This is a genomic window from Devosia sp. J20-27, from assembly GCF_055808595.1.
The window spans coordinates 2613503-2634673 of record NZ_CM147875.1 but is presented as its reverse complement, the minus strand read 5'-3'; the positions used below and the strand labels follow the sequence as shown (position 1 = coordinate 2634673).

Genomic DNA, 21171 nt, shown 5'->3' with positions numbered 1-21171 from the left:
ACTACCTATGCGTGCAAACGGAGCTCCACGTGCCGCGATCGCCGACCACCCTCACCGACGAGATCGGCATCGCCCTCGGCAATCTTGCCGATGCCGCGACCGCGCCGTTCATCCCCACCCTTCGGCTCGGCGTCACCGGCCTCAGCCGCTCGGGCAAGACGGTGTTCATCACCGCCCTGGTGCATAGCCTGTTGACCGGCGGGCAACTGCCTGGTTTCTCCGCCCTGAGCGAAGGCCGTTTCATCGGCGCCCGGCTGGCCGAATATCCCGACGCGGCCGTCCCGCGCTTTGCCTATGACGAGCATCTCAAGGCCCTGACCGGCAAGACGCCGCACTGGCCCCAGAGCACCCGCCGCATCAGCCAGTTGCGGCTCACCCTCAAGTTCCAGTCCGGCAACTGGATGTCGAACCTGCTTGGCACCTCGACGCTCAATCTCGACATCGTCGATTATCCTGGCGAGTGGCTGCTCGACCTGCCGCTGCTGACCCAGGACTTTGCCGAGTGGAGCGCCGCCACGCTGGCCCGCGCCCGGCGGCCCGAGGCCCCGGCGGCCGAATTCCTTGCGGCCCTGGCCGGGACGGACCCGCTTGCCGACGGCAGCGACGCCGTCGCGGCGTCCCTGGCGCAGAAGTTCACCGCCTATCTGCAGAGCAGCCGCAGCGACGGCACCGCCTTCTCCACCCTGCCGCCCGGGCGTTTCCTGATGCCCGGCGACCTCGAAGGCTCGCCGGCGCTGACCTTTGCGCCACTTGAGCCCGTCGAGGGCCAGGTGCGCAGCCAGAGCCTCTACGCCATGCTGGAGCGGCGCTACGAGGCCTACAAGGACATCGTCGTCCGGCCCTTCTTCCGCGATCACTTCGCCCGCCTCGACCGGCAGATTGTGCTGGTGGACCCGCTGCGCGCCCTCAATGCCGGCCCGGCCGCCGTCGCCGATCTCGAGAATGCGCTGACCGAAATCCTCGGCTGCTTCCGCCAGGGCGACAGCAACCCGCTGAGCCGCCTTGTGGCACGACGCATCGACCGGATCCTCTTTGCCGCGACCAAGGCCGACCACATCAACCAGAGCTCGCACGCCCGGCTCGAGGCCATCCTCAACCGTCTCGTCGGCAATGCCGCCCGCCGCGCCAAGTTCGCCGGCGCGCAGACCCGCTCGCTGGCCATCGCTTCGGTTCGCGCCACCCGCGAAGGGGTCGTCGACGAAGCCGGCGAGAAGCTCGACGTCATCATCGGCACCCCGGAACGCGGCGAAGTGCTCGATGGCACCAGCTATGACGGCAAGACTGAAATCGCTCTCTTTCCCGGCGACTTGCCCGACGATCCGGATTCACTTCTTGAAGTGCCGGCAGAGCTCAACTTCCTGCGCTTCAACCCGCCTGCCGGGCTCAGGAAGAATGCCGACGGATCGTCGATCCTGCCCCATATCCGGCTCGACATGGCGCTCGAATACCTGCTGGGAGACTGGCTCAAATGAAGCGTCCAATGGCCCGGCCAACAAGCAGCCAGACCGGCAGCGCCGAGGAAACGCGCGCGCCGCGCGCCTACCAGCCCGCTACCGCCGTGACCTCCGAGCGCGCCATCGAGCCGATTACCGCCACCGACAACCTGGAGACGCTCGCCGCCCCGCCGCCCAAGGTGATCGGCTGGCTCGGCAAGGTGCTGTGGACGACGGCCGGCGCGCTCGTGTCGCTGGCCCTGGGGCTGGCGGCGCAACGGCTGATCGAGGAGCTGTTTGCTGCCAATCCCTGGCTTGGCTGGGTCGGCGTCGCCGTCCTCATCGTCTTCGTCGCCGCCTTGCTGACGCTGATGATCCGCGAATATCTGTCGCTGCGACGGCTGCGGACGCTCGACAGGCTCCGCGACCGCGCCGTCGCGGCGCTGACCAGCGACCGTGCGGCCGAGGCCAGGGCCGTGCAGCACGAGCTCCGCACCATCTACGCCACGCGGCCTGATCTGGCGCGCGGCCGCGATGCGCTGGACCGCTCGGGCGAGATCTTTGACGGCGGCGAGATCATCCGCTTCACCGAGCGCGCCCTGATGACGCCGCTCGACGCCCGCGCCAGGGCGCTGACCGCCGCCTCGGCACGCCGGGTCGCGCTGGTGACCACCGTGTCGCCGCGCGCCCTGGTCGACATTGCCTTCGTCATCTTCGAAAGCATCCGCCTCGGGGGCCAGATTGCCCGCCTCTACGGCGCCCGCCCCGGCGTCTTCGGTACCTGGCGGCTGCTGGGTGCCATTGTCTCCCATCTCGCCGTCACCGGCGGACTGGTACTGACCGACGGCGTCATGGAGCAACTGGTCGGCCAGGGTCTGGCAGCCAAGCTCTCCGCCCGGCTGGGCGAGGGCATCGTCAATGGCCTGATGACAGTGCGGGTCGGCATTGCCGCCATGCGCGTCGTGCGTCCCCTGCCCTTCGACACGCAACGCCAGCCCCGGGTGAAGGACTTCATCCCGGAACTGGCCAACGTCCTCGACGCCGAAAAGGGCAAGTGACCTAGGCCGTTGCTCGCGCCGCAAACGCCGGGATGTCGGCCTCGGTAATGAATGTCTCGATCATCGGGCGGGCAAAATAATAGCCCTGCTGCAGCCGCACACCCGCCGCCGTCAGCACCATCATCTCGGCCTCCGTCTCGATGCCCTCGGCAAGCACCGTGACACCAAGCTCGGCGCAGATACCGACAAGGCCCTTGATGATGGCCCGGCGGGCGGGCGAATTTGCCACGTCGCGCACCAGTTCCATGTCGATCTTGATCAGGTCCGGCTGAAACTGTCCCAACAGACCCAGTCCCGCATAGCCGGCGCCGAAATCATCGACCGCGGTGATAAAGCCCATCCGCCGGTAGGCGTCGATGATGCGCTGGAGATGATCGATGTCGATGCGCTCGTTCTCGGTGAACTCGAACATCAGCCGCTTCGGATCGAACTTGGCCCGCGCCGCCGCTGCCAATGAGGCGCGGATGCAGGCGCTCGGCTCATAGACGGCATTGGGCATGAAATTGATCGAGAGCCTGGCGGTCGAAGCCGGCGACATGCGCGCACCGGCAAGTTCGATCGCCTTGACCCGGCAGGCCTGATCGAAGGTGTAGCGGTTCTTTTCGGTGACCTGGGAAAGAACGTCGCCGGCACCTTCGCCGTTCACGCCGCGAACCAGCGCCTCGTAACCCCATATGCTCTGCGCGGCGACATCCACGATGGGCTGAAAAGCCATCGTAAAATCAACGGGAAAGTCCTCGCCGTCGCGACAACCCTGACATGTCTGTTTATGCATTCTGTACTGTCCGGAAGTACCAAGCCCTCCCGAACTTGCCCGAAGCATGTAAATAAACGCTGAAACTTCAGTGTGTTATATGCCGGCACCGGTTACCAGTGCGAAGACGCGGCCGCCCGCTCGGCAAATTCCCGGCGCGCCTCCTCGACCCGGTGACGGTTGGCATGGGCCCAGTTGCTGATCGTGGCGAGCGGGCCACCCAGGTCATAGCCCATTGCCGTCAGCTCATAGTCGACGCGCGGCGGGATGCTCGGCGTCACCTTGCGACTGACCAGACCGTCCTTCTCGAGGTCGCGCAGGGTCGATGTCAGCATCTTCTGTGAAATCCCCTCGATGCCGCGCAGCAGCTGCGAGAAGCGCATCGGGCCAGAGCGCAGGCCGATGATGATATAGACTGTCCACTTGCCACCGATCTGCGACAGCACTTCGCTCACCGGCACCAGCGCCGCCTGGCACTCCTGGAAATTGGCAGGTTCCGTCGGGGTAAGTTGGGTATCCATGGGGTAACTCGCTGTGAAAATAGTGCCGTCTTGTGGGAGTAGCGGGCAGTCACATACATAGTGTCAGTTACCGTCGGTGACTAGCTTACTTTTGGTGACTACCTCTATTTTTACAGCAGGCAACTCATGACCAGACCCAAGATCGGCATTGTTCTCAGCACTACCCGTCAGGGCCGCCTCGGCGACCGCCCGGCCAACTGGATCCTCGAACTGGCGCGCGCCCGTGACGACGCCGATTATGAGATCGTCGACCTGCGCGACTATCCGCTGCCCATGTTCGACGAGAAGCTGTCGCCCCGCCACGCGCCATCCGAGAACGCCGACGCCAAGCGCTGGTCGGCCAGAATGGCCGGGCTGGATGGCTTCATCTTCATCACCGGCGAGTACAACCACGCCATCACCGGCGTGCTCAAGAACGCCATGGATTACCTTTACCTGGAAACGGAAAAGAAGCCGGCGGCCTTCGTCGCCTATGGTGCAGTCGGCGGGGCGCGCGCCGTCGAGCAGCTCCGGCTGATCATCGCCGAGCAGACCATGGCGTCGGTCAAGAATGCCGTCTATGTCGGCATGGAGCCGTTCCTCGGCATGCTGCAGCAGGGCAAGGATTTTGCCGACTATCCCTATCTCGGCCAGTCCGCCACGGCGATGCTCGACGAACTGGCGTGGTGGACCAGGACCCTCAGGGCCGGACGCGAAACGGCCACGACCCGCGCCGCAGCCTGAGCCACAAGGGCGGCATAGATGCAGTGTCAGCCCCGGGGCGAAATAACTCCCCCGGAGCTGGCAAATGTGATCGACGCAGGACAGCCATACCTACCGCCCCGTAAACCCAGACACAGCCTCAGCTTTTCTGAAACTGAATGCCGCAGTTCTTCTGGATATTGGCCTGTTCGATGGCCTGCATCTCACCCTTGAGTTGGGCAACCTGCGCGGCGTTGTGCTTGTCGCCACCAATAAAGAACAGAGCCGGCCAGAACAGCACAAGGCTCACGCCGGTGGCCACTGCATCACTGCTGGCCTGCTTGGATTGTGCGCCGGTAGCGGCCGAAGCTGCGTTTGCGACACGCTGTGCTTCCATTGAGAGCTGATCGCAACTCAGGTTTTGATAAAGCACCGGCGACACGTAATTTGGCGCAATATCCTTCGGATTAGTCGCGCAACCGCTCAGCACCAGTGCAGCACTGGCAATAAGTGAAATAGTTTTCATTATTTCCCCCAAACGTATAGTTCGGCGGTAACATTTGTCCGTAGAGATGTCTATTGGCGAAATACCACTCTACACAACGTCAGTCGTGCAGAGAAAGTCCACGGACCTCAATACGTCTCGTGGCCGTCAGTCCTGCCGCGCCCCTTCGGCGAGCGTGACGGTGAGCCCGTCGAGCTCGTCGCTGAGCAGGATCTGGCAGCTGAGGCGGGAGTTGGGGCGGCGCTCCTGGGCGGTGTAGAGCAGGTCTTCCTCGTCGTCGCTCGGCTCGGGCAGCTTCGAGAGCCACTCCTCGCTGACATAGACGTGACAGGTGGCGCAGGTCGCTGCGCCGCCGCACTCGGCCTTGATGTTGAGGCCCCAGTCGCGGATCACTTCCATGACGCGCCAGCCGTCGAGCCCTTCAAGCTCGTGCTCGGCACCGTCCTGATCTGTGACGTGAATTTTCATCCGAGCTTACGCCACACCCAGCTTCTTTTGCAGCTTGGTCGAGCTGGTCGTGTACTGGAACACGACCCGCTCGCCCGGCGACACGATCGCCTTGGCGGCCTGTGCCATCAGCGCGGCCTCGTGGAAACCCGAGAGGATCAGCTTGAGCTTGCCCGGATACTGGTTGATGTCACCGATGGCGAAGACGCCCGGCACCGAAGTCTGGAACTTCTCGGTGTCGACACTGATCAGGTTGTCGTTGAGTTCCAGCCCCCACTCGCCCACCGGTCCCAGCTTCATCGTCAGGCCGAAGAACGGCAGCAGGCGGGTGGCCGGGATCGACAGGTCGCCCGCGTCCATCGTCAGGTGCACATGGTCGATCTGGCCGTCCGTACCGTCGAGCTTGGCGATCTGGCCGAGCAGGAAGTTGATCTTGCCCTCCATCACCAGTTCCTTCATCCGGTTGACCGAGGCCGGCGCCGCCTTGAAGGCATCGCGGCGGTGCACCAGCGTCAGCGAGCGGACGATCGGCTGCAGGTTGAGCGTCCAGTCGAGAGCGGAATCGCCGCCGCCGACGATCACCACGTCCTGGTCGCGGAAGTCGTCCATCTTGCGGACCGAGTAGAACACCGACTTGTTCTCGTAGGCCTCGATACCGTCGACGGGCGGCCGCTTGGCCTGGAACGAGCCGCCGCCAGCCGCAATCACCACCACCTTGGCGAGAAACACTTCCTCGGCGTCAGTGGTCAGGCGGAAACTGCCATCCTCAAGCCTTTCCAGCCCGGTGACCATGCGGTTGAAATGGAACTGCGGCCCGAACGGCGCAATCTGCTGCATCAGGTTGTCGGTCAGCCCCTGCCCCGTCACCATCGGGAAGCCGGGAATGTCGTAGATCGGCTTTTCCGGATAGAGCTCGGCACACTGCCCGCCCGGCCGGTCGAGAATGTCGACGACATGGCACTTCAGATCAAGAAGACCCAGTTCGAAGACGGCGAACAGCCCCACCGGGCCTCCGCCAATGATGACCACGTCGGTGACGATTTCGTTGCTCATAGGGTTCTTCTTCTCAGGCTTTGTGCCACAGCCTTGTGGCGCGACAGGCTCGGCATGCGGCCCGCTGGGTTTGTTCTGCCCCGGTCAGGCCTCGCCCTGCATCAGGGAGCGAAGCCGGGTGATCCGGAGGTATGACGGATCCTACACCGCCCGGCGCAGGAACGGACGCGTGCCGACCGGCACCTCGGTCTTGCCCACCGGCTGGTAGAACAGGCCCACGCGTGCCAGCGAGCCGTTTTCCAGCGCCTTGCGGGTCGGTTCGTGCTTGACCACGAAGGCCTCGATGCCGCAGCGCTGCATCAGCGGGATCTGGTCGGCCAGCACGTCGCCCACGGCGCGCAGTTCACCCTTGTAGCCGTACCGTTCGATCAGCATGCGCGCGCTCGAATAGCCCCGCCCGTCCGTGAAGGCCGGGAAGTTGACGGCAACGGAGGCGAAACGACCAAGATCCTGCGCAATCGCCTCGACCTTGTCGCCCGGCGATACCAGCAGACCCACGGGATGCGGGTTGCCGAGGACCGCATCGCGGTTGTCGAGGAACATGGCGACCGGGATATGGACGTAGCGAACGCTGGCGGCGTCATCGCCGTCGACCCATGGACGGAACGGATCGGCGATGAAGGCACCGTCCTTGAATAGAGTCAGCTCCTGGGCGGCCATCGGCTTGGCGATTGCTCCGTTGAAATCGAAATGAATGCCGCACTCTTTCTTGTTGAGTCCCCGCCACCTGCCGGCACGCGGGTCCTCGCCTTCCGCTACAATCGTCGTGCAGGGCGCGCATCCAATAGATTTGTAGCCCTTAGCGAACAGTGGATGTTCGGGCAAGTCATGCTCTGCCTTGTAGGCGGTGACCTCGACATCGGAGAAATAGGCCAACGGATTGACCTTGATGCGATCATCGCTCGTCAGCTCGAAATGCGGCAGCACGCCGCGCTCCTTGGTCTGGTAGCGCTTGCGCCCGGTGACCCAGCCGCCAAAGCCTTCCACGGCGGCGTCCAGCGGCTCTGTCTTGCGGATGTGGCAGCACGAATCCGGGTCGGTCTCCCACAGGTCGCCGTTCGGATCGAACCGCGCCAGGTCCTTGGCGTCGGGTGCCAGGGCAACGACATTGGTCAGGCCAAGCCGCTGCTTGAGGGTCTCCACATAGTCGAGCGTCTCGGCAAAGTGCTTGCCGGTTTCGAGGAAGTAGACCGGCAGGTTCTTGTCGACCTGCGCCACCATGTGCAGCAGCACGGCCGAATCCGCCCCGAAGGACGACACGATCGCCAGGTCGTCGGGCAGGATTTCGGTAGCCTGGCGCAGGACGGCCACGCCATCCATCTCCTCGAACATGCCGTTGAGCGACATGATGCCGAGCTGGCGCAGCGGGTCGGGTTTGCTGGCCGAATGCAAGGCGACGGCTGCCTTAGGCATTGCCATAGAGGGCCTCCTTGAACGGTGCCTTGCCGATCCGGCGGAACGCCGTGATGAACGGCTCGTCGGCGCTGGCGCGCTGCGCGATATAGGTGTCGACCAGCCGCTCGATGGCATCGGGCACGTCCTCGGCCACAAAGCCGTGGCCGAGAATGTCGCCGATAGAGGCGTTCTCGGTGGCATCGCCGCCAACCGTGATCTGGTAGAGCTCCGTGCCTTTCTTCTCCACCCCGAGAATGCCGATATGGCCGACGTGGTGGTGACCGCAGGCGTTGATGCAGCCCGAAATCTTGATCTTGAGGTCGCCGATATCCTTCTGCCGCTCCGGGGCCGCAAACTTGCGGCTGATCTCCTGGGCGATCGGGATCGACCGGGCATTGGCCAGGGCGCAGAAATCCAGCCCCGGGCAGGCGATCATGTCGGTGATCTGCCCCGCGTTGCCTTCGGCAAAGCCGATCTCCACCAGCTTGCCGTAGATTTCCGGCAGGTCGGCGATCTTGACGTGCGGCAGCACGAGGTTCTGCTCGTGCGTCACCCGCAGCTCGTTGAAGCTGTAGCGCTCGGCCAGGTCGGCCACGGCTTCCATCTGCGCCGAAGTGGCATCGCCCGGCGCGCCGCCGATCGGCTTGAGCGAAATGGTCACCGACACATAGCCCGGCTGGCGATGCGAATGCAGATTGTTGTCGAGCCAGCGCCCGTAGGACGGGTTGAGGATCTTTTCCCTGGCCACGTCGATGGCCGTGGCGTTCAGCCGCTCGAAGGCCGGGGCGGTGAAATAGGCCGAGATCCGGTCGAGTTCGTCCTGCGGCAGGGTCAGCACGCCCCCCTTGATCTCGGCGAATTCAGCATCGACCTGCTCGCGGAAGCTGTCGATCCCCTCTTCGTGCACGAGGATTTTGATGCGCGCCTTGTACTTGTTGTCGCGGCGGCCATAGCGATTATAGACCCGCAGAATGCTCTCCAGATAGGCCAGCAGGTGCTCGTGCGGCACGTAGCCGTTGATCAGCTTGCCGATGATCGGCGTGCGGCCGAGGCCCCCGCCGACCCAGACTTCCCAGCCGATCTCGCCGGCCGCATTGGTCGTCGCCTGCAGCCCGATATCGTGGAAGCGGATGGCTGCCCGGTCATGCGGTGCGCCCGACATGGCAATCTTGAACTTGCGCGGCAGGTAGAGGAATTCGGGGTGCAGGCTCGACCACTGCCGCAGGATTTCGGCCACCGGCCGGGGATCGATGATCTCGTCGGCAGCGGCGCCGGCAAACTGGTCGGTGGTGATATTGCGGATGCAGTTGCCCGAAGTCTGGATGGCGTGCATCTCGACCGACGCCAGCAGTTCCAGAATCTTGGGAATGTCGCGCAGCTTGGGCCAGTTGAACTGGATGTTCTGGCGCGTGGTGAAGTGGCCGTAGTCGCGGTCATAGGTCCGCGCGATATGGGCCAGCATGCGCAGCTGCTTGGGCGACATCGTGCCGTAGGGCACCGCGATGCGCAGCATGTAGGCATGCAACTGCAGATAGAGGCCGTTCATCAGCCGCAGCGGCCGGAACTGGTCCTCGTTCAGTTCACCGCTGATGCGGCGGCGCACCTGATCGGAAAACTGCTCGGTCCGCTCGCGCACGAACGCGGCGTCGAATTCGTCATATCGATACATGACTGTCCTCATCCAGATGCTGCCGGTCGAACACCGGCGCCGTCGACCCCGTGGCCCGGATGCGCTCGCGCAGCCGGTCCGGAATGACCTTCCCATCGATCAGTTTGACCGTCTCAGCCTCGAGACTGACAATCCGCTGCGTGCGCTTGGTCGCCGCGATCGCGGCTTCCTTGGCTTCCGCTTCTTCGGGCACGAAGACCCGCGCATTGTCGATGTCCTCGATCCAGTTGCCCTGGGTGTCGAGATAGACCGTCGCGCCCGACAAGAGCTCGTTGCCCGTCAGGATTTCCATTATGCCACCTTGAATTCCTGGGCCGCGAGACCGGCCGCTTCGTGCCAGTCCCCGGCGGCCACTGCCGCGCCGATAAAGATGATGGCCGGGCCATCTGCGAAAACTGCTGCGCTATTGGCCAGCTCGCCCACCGTGCCGCGGTGAAAGCTGCGATCCTTGCGACCGGCATTGACGACGATACCCACCGGCGTCGTCGCGGCTATGCCACGGCGGATCAGCTTGCCCGCCACGGTCGAGGCGAGGGATTTGCCCATGTAGAGCGCCAGTGTCAGGCCGGAGCCGGCAAGCGCTGCCCAGTGATCGAGCTCTTCGCTGTTGGCGCCATGCGCCGTGGCAAAGACCAGCCCCGACGACACCTTGCGCAGCGTCATCGGCGTTGCCGTATCGGCCGCCGCCGCCAGCGCCGCCGAAACGCCCGGCACGATGGCATAGTCGACGCCGGCCTTGCACAGCGCCGCGATTTCTTCGCCGGCGCGGCCGAACACCATCGGATCGCCGGACTTGAGCCGCGCCACGCGCTTGCCCTCGCGGCCGAGCCGCACGATCAGCGAGTTGATCTGCGCCTGAGTGAAGGAATGATGGCCCTTGCGCTTGCCGACCGAAATCCGCTCGGCGTCACGCCGCCCCATCTCGATCACTGCGTCGGGCACCAGATGGTCGTGCACGATGACGTCGGCTTCCTGCAACAGGCGCTGCGCCCGCAGCGTCAGCAGATCCTCGGCACCCGGCCCTGCTCCGATCAGCCAGACGATGCCGGCGGCCTCGTCCGTGTGGCGCTCGAGCAGCGTCTCGACATCCGGGTCAGTCGTCGTCACCAGCGCCTCGTAGAAGCGCCGGGCCTGCGGCTTGGAGAGCAGTTTCGCAACCCGGTCGCGCAGCGATCCGGCCAGCCGCGCCACGCGTCCGAGGTCGGGCGACAGCATGGCTTCGATCCGCGCCCGTACCAGCCGTGCCAGCACTGGCGCATCGCCTTCCGAGGAAATCGCGATCGACAGCGGCGCCCGGTCAATGATCGAGGGCGTGTAGAAGTCGCATTCAGCCGGAACGTCGACCACATTAAGCGGCACGCCGGCAGTACGCGCCAGTCGCTTTGCCGCGTCCCCGTCCGGCCCGTGATCGGCGACGAACACCATGGCCGCACCAAACACGTCGCAGGCCGCCACCGGGCGCGCGATCACCGTCACCGGCAGGCCTGAGAAATCTTCTTCGATCTGTCGGGAGACAATCACGACCGATGCGGTCGTCTTTATGGCCAGTCTGGCCTTGTTCAGGGCTTCCGCGCCACCGCCGACAATGACGATGCGCCGACCCTCGACTTTGACGCTCACAGGAAATGTGTTCAGTGCACCCATTAGGAGACCTGTTTTGAGGCGCAGAACCTACTCGGACTCAATTCAGCTCACAAGCTATTGAAATTAAATAGCTTTTATTTTCTCCGAGGACTGCGGCCGTTAGAATGCGGACGAACGGACGGCGCCACTGCCGCCAAATGAATCCGCCGGCGGCGTTGCCGTTGGAAAAAACGCGCGAGAACTGTCTATCAGCCCTGTCTTGCAGGGACGTGAACGACAAGGCCGTCAAGGGCGTCTTTGACCTTGATCTGGCACGACAGCCGACTGGTCGGCCGGACTTCCCAGGCGAAATCGAGCATATCTTCTTCCATCACGGAAGGCCCGCCAACGGTTTCCGTCCATGCATCGTCGACATAGACGTGGCAGGTCGCACAGGTGCAGGCCCCGCCGCATTCGGCGATGACGCCCGGAATGCCGTTCATGATGGCGGTCTCCATCACCGTCGAGCCGTTCTCGGCTTCGGTTTCGGTGCGGGTTCCGTTGGATTCGATGAAGGTGATTTTGGTCATGATGTCTCGACTGCCAGCACGGCCGATATAGAGGGAGGCCCGCGGCGAGACAAGCGCGCACAGGGAATGCCCGCCTCCCGCCAGTGCATGCCTGCGGACCGGCGTGGCTCAGGCAGGTTCGCCGGCCACCACTTCTGCAATGTAGGCCGACACTTCCTGCACGGCGATGGCAAGATCGTCGATATGCTCGGGATTGACCGGCTTGCCTTCGCGCAGATCGTCCTCTGCCGCCTTGGCCAGATCGGCAATGGTCCAGGCGCCAACGCCTGCCGACGCACCCTTGAGCGTGTGCAGGTGGCGCAGCACGTCGGCCTGCGTGGTGCTCGTTTCCAGCCGGCCGAAATAGACCCGCACCATCTGGTCGAACAACCGCAGCACTTCGCATTCCAGACCTCTGTCGCCCAGGGTCTGCTTGCTCAGGTGCACCATGTCGATCGGACGGCGCGTTTGGGTGGGCTGGACAACGCCCGGATTCTTCTTGACCGCAGTACGCACAACTTTCCCCTGCGAGAGCACGCGCCATCTCGGCGCCCCGCAACCTAAGGCCTGGCACATGAACAGCCTGTTAAGCCGGCGTGAGAGCGTCGGGAGCCGCCGGTTATCCCCAACCGCCTCCGGCAGCGGGGTAGCCTTACCGCCGCCACGAAATTAACCTTCAATTAATAAACGGTTCGGTTTGCCTCAAATTGCTTGTATATATGAGGTCCACCTAGCGTGCGGCGGCGTGGGTTATCGGGGGAAAAAGGCGGCATTTGAGTCGCATTTTACCCAAATGGTCACAGACCCGGAAACGGGCGAGGGTCCATGACAACTCACTATGTCATTGCGGCGCATTGCCTATGCGAGAGTTGTAAAGAGTATGGCGAAGAAATCGACCACCCCCCAAGAAGATCCGGCGACCCTGGCTTTCTCGGCTGTCGAGGACGCACTCAAGGACTCCGTATTCGCGGGGCTCGATGATCCCGACGAAAAGCCCGCCGCGCAGCCGCAGGGCCCCCGCCCCGCTCCGCGCGACAATTCGCAAAGGGCCGCGCGGGACCGCGCGGCGGACAAGATTGCCGCCCAGGCCGGTTCCGTCGCCAATGACGACCGCTTCCAGGGCTCGCGCATCCTTTATGGTCTGCAGTCCAAGTCGAGCCAGGCGCCGACCCTGATTGCCAGCCTTGTTGCCGGCGGCTGGGTGCTCGCCGTCATCCTGATTGCCATGATCCGTCATGGCTCTGAACTGGGCACACCGGCCTTCTTCGGCTCCAACGACTTCATCGGCCTGGTGGCCATTGCCATCATCCCGGTGCTCGGCTTCTTTGCCATCTCGACGCTGATCCGCCGGGCCCAGGACCTGCGGAACGCGGCCACCGCCGTCACCCAGGCCGCCATCCGCCTCGCCGAGCCGGAAACCACTGCTTCCGAAAAGGTCGCATCGGTCGGTCAGGCCGTGCGCCGCGAGGTCAACGCCCTTGGCGATGGTCTCGAACGCGCCCTTTCCCGCGCCGGCGAACTCGAGGTGATGATCCACAACGAGGTCACCGCGCTCGAACGCACCTATTCCGACAATGAATCGCGCATGCGCGCCCTGATCCAGGAACTCGCCAGCCAGCGCGAGGCCGTGATCACCAATACCGAGCGCGTCCGCGAGGCCATTACCGAGAGCCACACCGGCCTCGTGTTCGACCTCGACATGATCAGCCAGCGCATCGCCGGCACCATCGTGGAGTCGGGCGGCAACCTGACCAAGGCGCTCGAAACCGCCGGCAATTCGCTCAATTCCGCCTTTGGCGAACGCACCGAGAGCTTCGTGTCGCTGATCGACCAGCGCACCAGCCACCTGCTGGTCGCCCTCGACGACAGCGCCTCGCGCCTCAACCTCACGCTCGAGGACCGCGCCAGCACCATTTCGACGGCCTTCGAAAACCGCACGATGGAACTCTCCACCGTCATCGACAGCCGCGTCACCTCGCTGACCGAAGCGCTCGACAGCCGCACCATCACGCTGTCCGATGCGATCGACAACCGCACCTCCTCGCTTGCCAAGCTGCTGAGCCAGGGCGGCATCACCCTGCTCGACCAGCTCCGCGACCGTGGCCACGAAGTCTCCAGCGCCCTCGACATGATCGGCACGCGCATTGCGTCCGACATCTCCAGCCGCGCCCATGAGGCCGAGCAGCTGCTGTCCGGCCTGTCGCACCAGCTTGATGAGAGCGTCCAGGTGCAGGTCAACTCGATGGAATCGCGCCTGCAGTCGGCGATGATCGAGCTGGCCGGCTCGCTCGATGACACCACCGAACGCGCCCGCGTCACTCTGATGGGCGCCGGCTCGCAGAACCTCAGCCAGTTCGACTCGCGTCTCGAAGAGATCGCCGGCATGATCGACAATCGCCTGCAGACGCTCGACGGCGTCATCGGCGACAAGGGTGAACGCCTGATCTCCGCGCTCGACAAGACCAATTCGAGCTTTGCCGCCCGCGCCAACGTGCTGGAAATGGCGCTCGACGAAAAGTCAGGCCACTTCAACGACATCGTCAGCACCCGCACCCGCGAAATGACCGAAACGCTCGGCCAGCGCACCAAGCAGATCACCGAAACCATCGGTAGCCGCAGCCGCGAGATCTCGGACTCGCTCGAAGGCCACGCCCAGATCATCGCCGACGCCCTCGACGGGCGCACCCAGTTGCTCAACGAGACGCTGCAGACCCGCACCACCGAGCTTGCCGACGCCCTGGCCACCCGTGTCCAGGAAATCGACACCTCGATGGCCGGCCGCACGGCCGAGCTTGACCAGAACCTCGCCAACCGCGCCGAGGAGATCGACGGCCGCGTTGCCGCCCGGACGGCCGAGATCGACAGCGCTCTCGCGGCACGGGCCACGGAGATCGACGGTGCACTGGCTGCACGGACGACCGAGATCGACGGCACCCTCACCTCGCGCACCCAGGAGCTGCAGCAGACCCTGGCTGGCGGCACCCAGGACCTGCAGCAGACGCTGGCAGGCCGAGCGCAGGAACTCGAGCAGTCCATCTCGGGCCGCACCCGCGAACTCGACGCCACCCTCGAAAGCCGCAATCAGGCCCTCGACGCCACGCTCGACCAGTATACCAAGCAGCTCAGCGACAATCTCGACAGCCGCACCCAGCAGCTGGCACAGGCCGTCGGCACCCGCTCCAGCGAGCTGTCCGAAGCCCTCAATACCCGCACCCAGCAGTTGGCCGACACGCTCGGCAGCCACACGGTCGGCATTGCCGCCGCCATTGGCGAACGCACAGAGGAACTGGCCCGCACCATCGAGAGCCAGGGCAACTCGGCCCGCGACAAGATCGATCAGAGCCTGCGCGGCGTGACCGACACCATGACCGAGCGCGCCCAGACGGTTTCGACCCTGATTGCCAGCAAGGTTGGCGAAGTCAGCGAAAACCTCGGCCGCGGTATCGACAATGCCATCCTGCGCATTGCTGATGCAGAGAGCGGTGTCACTGCCCGTATCGACGGCGCCGCCGCCACCGTGGGCGACAGCGCCCGCGCTGCCGCCGACATCATCGAAACCGGCGTCAACTCGGCCCGCAAGGCCATCACCGACATGGTCGACCAGCGTCTGGGCACCCTGCCCGAAGCCATCACGGCCCGCGCCGACATCACCGCCGAGCGTCTGGCGTCGCTCAACTCGGCCATCAACACTGCTCTGGTGCAGTCCATGACCGATCTGGAATCGGGCGCCGACCGCATCGAGGAGACAATCTCCAAGCGGATCGTTGCCGCCACGGCCACGATCTCGGACGACGTCACCCAGACGGCGGACCGCATGGACGTCGCTGTCCGTGGTGCACTCGAGCAGATCCAGAACGCGTCGCGCTCGATCGACGAACTGATCTCCATCAAGGCGGTCGCCGCAGCCGATGCGATCGGCGGCAAGGTTGCCGAGATCAACCGCACCGTCACCGAGCAGACCGACACGTTCTCGGCGTTGGTCAGCGACAAGTCGGCCCAGCTCGAGATGGCCCTCCAGGCGCACGGCAACATCCTCTCCACCGCGCTGGCCGAAAATGCCCGCGAGGCGGAAGACCTGATGAGCCAGTCGACCTCGCGCATCCTCACCGATGTGACCGCCGCGCTGGGCAAGCTCAACGACAGCAACATCCTGCTGCAGAAGGTGCTGGACGCCTCGACGGCCAACCTGGCCCACCTCGAGACCAGCGTCGCCGAGCAGACCTCGACCTACTCGGCCACCGTGCGCGAAGCCATCGGCTCGACCGAAGAGGCCGGCCGTCTGGTCACCGAGCATGTCGGCGCCCTGCAGACCACCATTGCCGCCATGGTGCAGGAATTCAGCTCCGTTCTCGGCAATCTCAATGCCGAAGCTGCCAGCATCGACAAGGCCGCCGAAGGCCTCAACAGCGCCAGCAGCGTCACGCTCGAAATGCTCGACGAACGCCGCACGGCCATGGATGCTTTGGCCTCCAGCTTCACCGCCCGCGCCGATGACATCGACGAGCGCATGCGCGGCTTTGCCCAGTCGATTGCCGATACCGTCAACGACACCGAGCATCGCCTGCTGACCGCCCGCAAGAGCATGGAAGAACTGCTTTCGACGACGACCACCTCGGTCGCCGAAACCCTCGAGAACACCTCCGGCTCGATCCATCTGGCAATGAGCGAAACCACCGGCCAGCTGCAGAATGTGCTGACCGGCACCGCCGATCAGGTCCAGGCCGCGCTGAGCAACACCACCAGCCAGCTCGAGACCGTCCTCGGCGAAACCACCGGCAAGGTGCAGAGCGCCCTGGAGCGGACCACCAGCCAGCTCGACTCCGTGCTCGGCGAGAGCGCCGAGAAGGTGCAGCTCGCTCTGGACGAGACCACCGGCCGCGTGCAGTCGGCGCTCTCAACCAGCACCGAGCAGATGCAGGGTGCCCTCAGCCAGTCGACCAACCTGCTCGAGGCAGCTCTGTCCTCGACCTCGGAAAAGGTCACCGGCCAGCTCAGCGGCTTCACTGCCGCCGCCAGCTCCGAGAGCGAACGCGCCAGCGACGCGCTGCGCCAGACCCAGACCACGCTCATCCTCGAGATGCAGCAGGCCCTCGAAGAAGCCACCAAGCGCTTCAACGATACGGCCGAAGCCATGCGCTCCACGGCCCGCGAAGTCGGCAGCGAGCTGGAATCGACCCGCTCCGAACTGGCCCGCGGCGTCATGGAACTGCCCGAGGAAACCAAGGCCAGCGCCGCCGCCATGCGCCGTGTCGTTGCCGAGCAGATCGAGGCGCTGAGCGAGCTCAACGCCATCGTCCGGGCCCAGCCGGCCACGCACGACCTCAATGACGGCCGTCGGTCGCCGCCGCCCTCGCCGCGTCGCGAAGAGCCGCGCCCCGAGCCGGTTCGCGAGGCCCCGCGCGCCGTCGAACAGCCGCGTCCGGCGCCGGCACCGCGTCCGGCCCCCCGTCCGGCTGCCGCGACCATCACGGCACCCCGTCCGGCACCTGCCCCCGCTCCGGCCGCACCTGCTCCGGCACCCGCCGCTGCAGCCAAGACCGAAGAAGGTGGCGGTGGCTGGCTGCGTGACGTGCTGCGCAATGCCTCCTCGAATGCGGCTCCCGCCGCAGCTCCGAACGCCCAGCCCAACCTGACCAATCTCACCGACGAGATTGCCAAGGCCATGGACCACACGGCTCTCGGCGAAGCCTGGGCCCGCTACCAGGCCGGCGAGCAGAACGTCTTCTCGCGCCGCATCTACACGCTGAGCGGCCAGGGCACCTACGACCAGGTGCGCAAGCGCCTGCAGCAGGACGCCGACTTCACCAAGACCGCGTCCACCTACATGACCGAGTTCGAGCAGTTGCTGCAGCAGGCCGCACAGAGCTCCAACCCGGCCGCCGCGGCCCGGGAGTTCCTGCTGTCGGATCGCGGCAAGGTCTACACCATGCTGGCCCATGCCAGCGGCCGCGTCAGCTAAGCCATCTCCAAAGCGTCAAACTTCACGGCCCCGCGGCACTGCCTCGGGGCCGTTTTCATTATGCGGCCGGCCGCCTGTCAGGCAGCCTTGGGCTGCATCATCCGCATCGATTGCCAGATCATGCCGCCGCCGATCAGCGCGAACACCGCCGCCACGTAATAGGCCTGCGCCCCCATGAAACCGACGAGCCAGCCGAAGCCCACGAGGGCGATCACGCTCATCCCCTGCTGCAGGACCTGAAAAAAGCTCTGCGCCTCGGCGGCGATGTTCTCGCTGGTCCAGTTGGCAATGAAGTTGACGCATCCCATGAACCCCATGGCAAACGTCATCGAGTGCAGCAGTTGCAGGAAGATCAGCACCTCGACGCCCGGCTGCATGCCCATGCCGACCCAGCGCACGACACTGACCAGCGCCGAGGCGAGGATCAGCGCCCGGGCCGAGAACCGCGTCGACAGCCGCGCAAAGAGGAACATCATCGCCGCCTCGGCGAAGGCCCCAAGAGCGATCAGCGGCCCGATGATGTCCTCGGAAATCCCCTGCTGTTTCCACAGCAGTCCCTGGAAGGCGTTGAGCACCAGATGCGTGCCGAAAACCATCGACCAGCCCACCAGCGGCAGCAGGAACCGCGGCTTCATCACCTCACGCAGATGCCCGGCGCCTCGCCGTTCGACGGCCGACGCCGTCGCCGGAGCCCGGAAGTTGGGCAGCAGCAGTGCCGCCAGTCCGCGCGCCACCGCGAGCCCGACGAACAGCGGCAGAAAAATATCCGGGCCGAACCCCACCACCAGGAACCCGGTGGCAAAGATCACCACCATATAGCCCACCGTGCCCCAGGCGCGGATCGGGCCGTATTGGGTGCCGTTGCGACGCGTCATCCGCATGGTGGCGGCATCGGCCACCGGACCGACGGCCGCGACGGGAATGGCCGCCAGCGTCCAGACGATCAGAATGCCCCAGAACCCGTCCACAAAGAACAGCGCGAACGGTACCACGCCGCCCAGCAGCGCCCCGGCAACGACCACCTGCCGCCAGTCCCTGGCCCGATCGGCCAGCCGCCCGACCACGATGTTGAGCACCAGCATCACCAGCACCGGCACGGCGTTGATCACCCCGATCTGCTCGGAGCTGATGCCCTTCTGGCTGAACCAGATGCCGGCAAAGACGGTGGCTGCTCCGGCCGTCATGAACTGGGTGAAGTAGAACGCAGTGGTACGAAGCTCGGGCGAAATGCGCGGCTTGGCGACAGCAGTCGAATTCATGCGGGGGGATGCTCCCGGCGGGAGAATCCCGCCGCGTCGGTCAGCTTGCACCGGCGATTTGAACTTGCAATGGGGTCAGGTGTGGGATGGCCGCAGGCGTAGCGAGATATAGACCAGCACGGCGCCGATGAAGGTATAGCCGCCCAGCGCCAGCCAGGCGAAGGCGCCGAACTGCCCGGCGAACCAGCCAAAGCCGAGCAGCGCCACCACTGTCATGCCCTGCTGCACCACGTAGGAAAAGCCCTGCGCTTCGGCCGCGATGTCCTCGCTCGTCCAGTTGGCAATGAAGTAGATGCCGCCCAGATAGCCCACCGCGAAGGTGATCGAATGCAGCAGCTGCTGGATGACCAGCAGCCAGATCGGCGGGCTGAACGCCATCAGCGACCAGCGGACCACCGCCACAAGCGCCGCAAAGATCAGCAGGTGACGCGCCGAGAACTTGAGGTTCATCCGCTGCCAGGCGAACATCATCACCGCCTCGGCGGCCGCCCCGACGGCGATCAGCGGCCCGATGACGCCCTCGGGAATCCCCTGCTGCTTCCACAGCAGCGCCGCGAACGAAGCCAGCACACCGTGCGTCGAATAGAGAATCCCCAGCCCGACAATCGGCAGCACGAACCATGGCTTGAGCGCCTCGCGCAGCTTGCCGGCGACAGGCTTGTCCACCGGACGCTCATGCGCCGGTGCCCGGAATCGCGGCAACTGCAGCGAGATGACCGCCCGCAGCAGCGAAAAAGCGACGAATAGCGGCAGGAAGGCAGCCTCGCCGAAAATGCCGATCACCGGCCCGGCCAGCGCTGTCGTCGCCGTGTAGCCGACCGTTCCCCAGGCCCGCACCACGCCGAAATTGGTGCCCCGGCGCTGCGTCATCCGCAGTGTCGCCGCGTCGATTACCGGCACCACGCCGGCCGCCGGCACCACGCACAGCGTCCACACCAGCAGGATGCCCCAGAACCCGGAGACGAAGAACATGCCGATCGGGATCACCCCCGCGATCAGCGACAGCACGACAATCACCTGCCGCCAGTCGCTGGCCTTGTCCGCCAGCCGCCCGATGAACACGTTGACTGCCAGCATCATCAGCACCGGCAGCGCCGTGATGATACCGGTCTCGTCCGGCGAGATACCGCGATTGCTCAGCCAGATGGCAAAATAGACCGACGCCACGCCGGTCGAGGCGAACACCATGAAATGGTAGATCGAGGCGCGAAACTCGGGCGACAGCGTCTTGATCTCGGGGGAAGGCGACATGAACGGCTCCGGGCAGGATGGGGCCCGCCGCACTCATGCCTTGCACCGGCGCAAAAGCAAAGCGCCGCGTCGGCTATTCGCCGGTTTCGCGCTCGCGCATCAGTCCCAGCCGCAGCCGCGGGCGCTTTTCGGGCATCGACTCGCTCCACTTGACGATCTGCAGTTCGCCGTCCTCGGTTTCGACCACGGCCGTGCAGCTCTCCACCCAGTCACCCGTATTGACGTAGTGGACACCCATCCGGTCGTGCATGTCGGCATAGTGGATATGGCCACAAATCACGCCGTCGACGCCGCTTTCGCGGGCTTCCAGCGAAAGCGCCTCCTCGAAGCGGCCGATGATCGACACGGCGTTCTTGACCTTGTGCTTGGCCCAGGCCGACAGCGACCAGTAGGTCAGCCCCATGCGCCGCCTGACCCAGTTGACGACGCCATTGATGCGCAGCGCCGCGCGATACGCCCAGTCGCCCACATGCGCCAGCCACTTGGCATGCTCGACCACCACGTCGAACTGGTCGCCGTGGATCACCAGATAGGTCTTGCCCGTCGCCGTGGTGTGGATGGTGCGGTTGACCAGCTCGACCTCGCCGAAATAGGTGCCCATGTACTCGCGCAGGAACTCGTCGTGGTTGCCCGGCAGCACCACGATACGCGATCCGTCGAGCGCCTTCTGCAGCAGCACATCGACCAGTTGATGGTATTCTGGCGGCCACATCCAGGCCTTCGCCAGCCGCCAGCCGTCGACGATGTCGCCCACCAGATAGATGGACTCTGCCTCATGGCAGCGCAGGAAATCGAGGAGTTCGCTCACCCGCGAGGCCCGCATCCCCAGATGTACGTCGGAAAGAAACAGCGCGCGCACGCGCCGCACTTCCCTCGCCTCATTGGTCAATCGCATCATCCTTTGGCATCATGGCGCGACATTAGGCCGATTGTTTCGGAGAAGAAACAGCACCGCCGCGACCTGCGTGAGAGAGGCGAGGATAACGCCCGGAAAACGCTCGTCTCCCGCCGGTTTGCACAGGGCCCGCAGTCCGTGATCGCCCACCCTCCGGAG

At 64.9% G+C, this 21171-nt stretch carries 18 protein-coding genes; 4 read left to right on the top strand and 14 right to left on the bottom strand.

What is annotated here, in order from left to right:
- The first annotated feature begins 29 nt into the window (after window positions 1-29).
- Both AC0L4C_RS12970 and AC0L4C_RS12965 read left to right on the top strand, forming a co-directional pair.
- Entirely contained in the window at window positions 30-1472 is a 1443-nt protein-coding gene (locus AC0L4C_RS12970; RefSeq protein ID WP_473400050.1) for a YcjX family GTP-binding protein, read from the top strand.
- A gap of 8 nt (window positions 1473-1480) precedes the next feature.
- The gene (locus AC0L4C_RS12965) at window positions 1481-2491 is read left to right on the top strand and encodes a YcjF family protein (RefSeq protein WP_473400049.1); all 1011 of its coding nucleotides are present in this window, start codon (window positions 1481-1483) and stop codon (window positions 2489-2491) included.
- Window position 2492: 1 nt separating this feature from the next.
- On the opposite strand, the gene AC0L4C_RS12960 is transcribed toward AC0L4C_RS12965, so the two are convergent.
- Window positions 2493-3206 carry an EAL domain-containing protein gene (locus AC0L4C_RS12960; protein ID WP_473400048.1) on the bottom strand — a complete coding sequence of 238 codons (714 nt, stop codon included), beginning with the start codon at window positions 3204-3206 and terminating at the stop codon, window positions 2493-2495.
- A gap of 152 nt (window positions 3207-3358) precedes the next feature.
- Window positions 3359-3766: a winged helix-turn-helix transcriptional regulator gene (locus AC0L4C_RS12955; protein ID WP_473400047.1), complete on the bottom strand. Its 408-nt coding sequence runs from the start codon at window positions 3764-3766 to the stop codon at window positions 3359-3361.
- A gap of 126 nt (window positions 3767-3892) precedes the next feature.
- On the opposite strand from AC0L4C_RS12955, the gene AC0L4C_RS12950 reads away from it, so the two are divergent.
- Window positions 3893-4489, top strand: a complete 597-nt coding sequence (locus tag AC0L4C_RS12950) for an NADPH-dependent FMN reductase (protein ID WP_473400046.1) — start codon at window positions 3893-3895, stop codon at window positions 4487-4489.
- 118 nt (window positions 4490-4607) lie between these two features.
- Here the strand turns inward: AC0L4C_RS12950 and AC0L4C_RS12945 are convergent, their stop codons facing one another.
- The 9 genes from AC0L4C_RS12945 to AC0L4C_RS12905 form a co-directional block, all read right to left on the bottom strand.
- The gene (locus AC0L4C_RS12945) at window positions 4608-4973 is read right to left on the bottom strand and encodes a hypothetical protein (RefSeq protein WP_473400045.1); all 366 of its coding nucleotides are present in this window, start codon (window positions 4971-4973) and stop codon (window positions 4608-4610) included.
- Between the two features lie 126 nt (window positions 4974-5099).
- On the bottom strand, window positions 5100-5420 hold the full coding sequence (locus AC0L4C_RS12940; RefSeq protein ID WP_473400044.1) for a 2Fe-2S iron-sulfur cluster-binding protein: 321 nt from the start codon (window positions 5418-5420) through the stop codon (window positions 5100-5102).
- Between the two features lie 6 nt (window positions 5421-5426).
- Window positions 5427-6452, bottom strand: a complete 1026-nt coding sequence (locus AC0L4C_RS12935; RefSeq protein ID WP_473400043.1) for an NAD(P)/FAD-dependent oxidoreductase — start codon at window positions 6450-6452, stop codon at window positions 5427-5429.
- 141 nt (window positions 6453-6593) lie between these two features.
- Window positions 6594-7871 (bottom strand): phosphoadenylyl-sulfate reductase, encoded by a 1278-nt coding sequence (locus tag AC0L4C_RS12930; protein ID WP_473400042.1) that lies wholly within the window; start codon window positions 7869-7871, stop codon window positions 6594-6596.
- On the bottom strand, window positions 7858-9516 hold the full coding sequence (locus tag AC0L4C_RS12925; RefSeq protein WP_473400041.1) for a nitrite/sulfite reductase: 1659 nt from the start codon (window positions 9514-9516) through the stop codon (window positions 7858-7860). The genes AC0L4C_RS12930 and AC0L4C_RS12925 overlap by 14 nt, the downstream gene beginning before the upstream one ends.
- Window positions 9503-9808: a DUF2849 domain-containing protein gene (locus tag AC0L4C_RS12920; RefSeq protein WP_473400040.1), complete on the bottom strand. Its 306-nt coding sequence runs from the start codon at window positions 9806-9808 to the stop codon at window positions 9503-9505. Before AC0L4C_RS12920 ends, AC0L4C_RS12925 begins: the two co-directional genes overlap by 14 nt.
- Window positions 9808-11136: a siroheme synthase CysG gene (gene cysG, locus AC0L4C_RS12915; RefSeq protein WP_473400039.1), complete on the bottom strand. Its 1329-nt coding sequence runs from the start codon at window positions 11134-11136 to the stop codon at window positions 9808-9810. Before cysG ends, AC0L4C_RS12920 begins: the two co-directional genes overlap by 1 nt.
- A 212-nt stretch (window positions 11137-11348) precedes the next feature.
- Entirely contained in the window at window positions 11349-11669 is a 321-nt protein-coding gene (locus AC0L4C_RS12910; RefSeq protein ID WP_473400038.1) for a 2Fe-2S iron-sulfur cluster-binding protein, read from the bottom strand.
- Window positions 11670-11777: 108 nt separating this feature from the next.
- Window positions 11778-12164 carry an Hpt domain-containing protein gene (locus AC0L4C_RS12905; protein ID WP_473400037.1) on the bottom strand — a complete coding sequence of 129 codons (387 nt, stop codon included), beginning with the start codon at window positions 12162-12164 and terminating at the stop codon, window positions 11778-11780.
- Between the two features lie 364 nt (window positions 12165-12528).
- On the opposite strand from AC0L4C_RS12905, the gene AC0L4C_RS12900 reads away from it, so the two are divergent.
- Window positions 12529-17607 (top strand): apolipoprotein A-IV repeat region-like domain-containing protein, encoded by a 5079-nt coding sequence (locus tag AC0L4C_RS12900; protein WP_473400036.1) that lies wholly within the window; start codon window positions 12529-12531, stop codon window positions 17605-17607.
- 77 nt (window positions 17608-17684) lie between these two features.
- Here AC0L4C_RS12900 and AC0L4C_RS12895 read toward each other — a convergent pair whose 3' ends face one another.
- From AC0L4C_RS12895 to AC0L4C_RS12885, 3 genes are all read right to left on the bottom strand, one after another.
- Entirely contained in the window at window positions 17685-18866 is a 1182-nt protein-coding gene (locus AC0L4C_RS12895; RefSeq protein ID WP_473400035.1) for an MFS transporter, read from the bottom strand.
- 75 nt (window positions 18867-18941) lie between these two features.
- Window positions 18942-20117 (bottom strand): MFS transporter, encoded by a 1176-nt coding sequence (locus AC0L4C_RS12890; protein ID WP_473400034.1) that lies wholly within the window; start codon window positions 20115-20117, stop codon window positions 18942-18944.
- 73 nt (window positions 20118-20190) lie between these two features.
- Entirely contained in the window at window positions 20191-21012 is an 822-nt protein-coding gene (locus AC0L4C_RS12885) for a UDP-2,3-diacylglucosamine diphosphatase (RefSeq protein WP_473403517.1), read from the bottom strand.
- Window positions 21013-21171: the final 159 nt, after the last annotated feature.

What these genes read in the sequence shown, in the direction of transcription:
- AC0L4C_RS12965 (WP_473400049.1), top strand. Translation starts at nt 1,481, where the DNA reads ATGGCCCGGCCAACAAGCAGCCAGACCGGCAGCGCCGAGGAAACGCGC.
- AC0L4C_RS12960 (WP_473400048.1), bottom strand. Translation starts at nt 3,206, where the DNA reads ATGGCTTTTCAGCCCATCGTGGATGTCGCCGCGCAGAGCATATGGGGT.
- AC0L4C_RS12955 (WP_473400047.1), bottom strand. Translation starts at nt 3,766, where the DNA reads ATGGATACCCAACTTACCCCGACGGAACCTGCCAATTTCCAGGAGTGC.
- AC0L4C_RS12950 (WP_473400046.1), top strand. Translation starts at nt 3,893, where the DNA reads ATGACCAGACCCAAGATCGGCATTGTTCTCAGCACTACCCGTCAGGGC.
- AC0L4C_RS12945 (WP_473400045.1), bottom strand. Translation starts at nt 4,973, where the DNA reads ATGAAAACTATTTCACTTATTGCCAGTGCTGCACTGGTGCTGAGCGGT.
- AC0L4C_RS12940 (WP_473400044.1), bottom strand. Translation starts at nt 5,420, where the DNA reads ATGAAAATTCACGTCACAGATCAGGACGGTGCCGAGCACGAGCTTGAA.
- AC0L4C_RS12935 (WP_473400043.1), bottom strand. Translation starts at nt 6,452, where the DNA reads ATGAGCAACGAAATCGTCACCGACGTGGTCATCATTGGCGGAGGCCCG.
- AC0L4C_RS12930 (WP_473400042.1), bottom strand. Translation starts at nt 7,871, where the DNA reads ATGGCAATGCCTAAGGCAGCCGTCGCCTTGCATTCGGCCAGCAAACCC.
- AC0L4C_RS12925 (WP_473400041.1), bottom strand. Translation starts at nt 9,516, where the DNA reads ATGTATCGATATGACGAATTCGACGCCGCGTTCGTGCGCGAGCGGACC.
- AC0L4C_RS12920 (WP_473400040.1), bottom strand. Translation starts at nt 9,808, where the DNA reads ATGGAAATCCTGACGGGCAACGAGCTCTTGTCGGGCGCGACGGTCTAT.
- AC0L4C_RS12910 (WP_473400038.1), bottom strand. Translation starts at nt 11,669, where the DNA reads ATGACCAAAATCACCTTCATCGAATCCAACGGAACCCGCACCGAAACC.
- AC0L4C_RS12900 (WP_473400036.1), top strand. Translation starts at nt 12,529, where the DNA reads ATGGCGAAGAAATCGACCACCCCCCAAGAAGATCCGGCGACCCTGGCT.
- AC0L4C_RS12895 (WP_473400035.1), bottom strand. Translation starts at nt 18,866, where the DNA reads ATGAATTCGACTGCTGTCGCCAAGCCGCGCATTTCGCCCGAGCTTCGT.
- AC0L4C_RS12890 (WP_473400034.1), bottom strand. Translation starts at nt 20,117, where the DNA reads ATGTCGCCTTCCCCCGAGATCAAGACGCTGTCGCCCGAGTTTCGCGCC.
- AC0L4C_RS12885 (WP_473403517.1), bottom strand. Translation starts at nt 21,012, where the DNA reads ATGCGATTGACCAATGAGGCGAGGGAAGTGCGGCGCGTGCGCGCGCTG.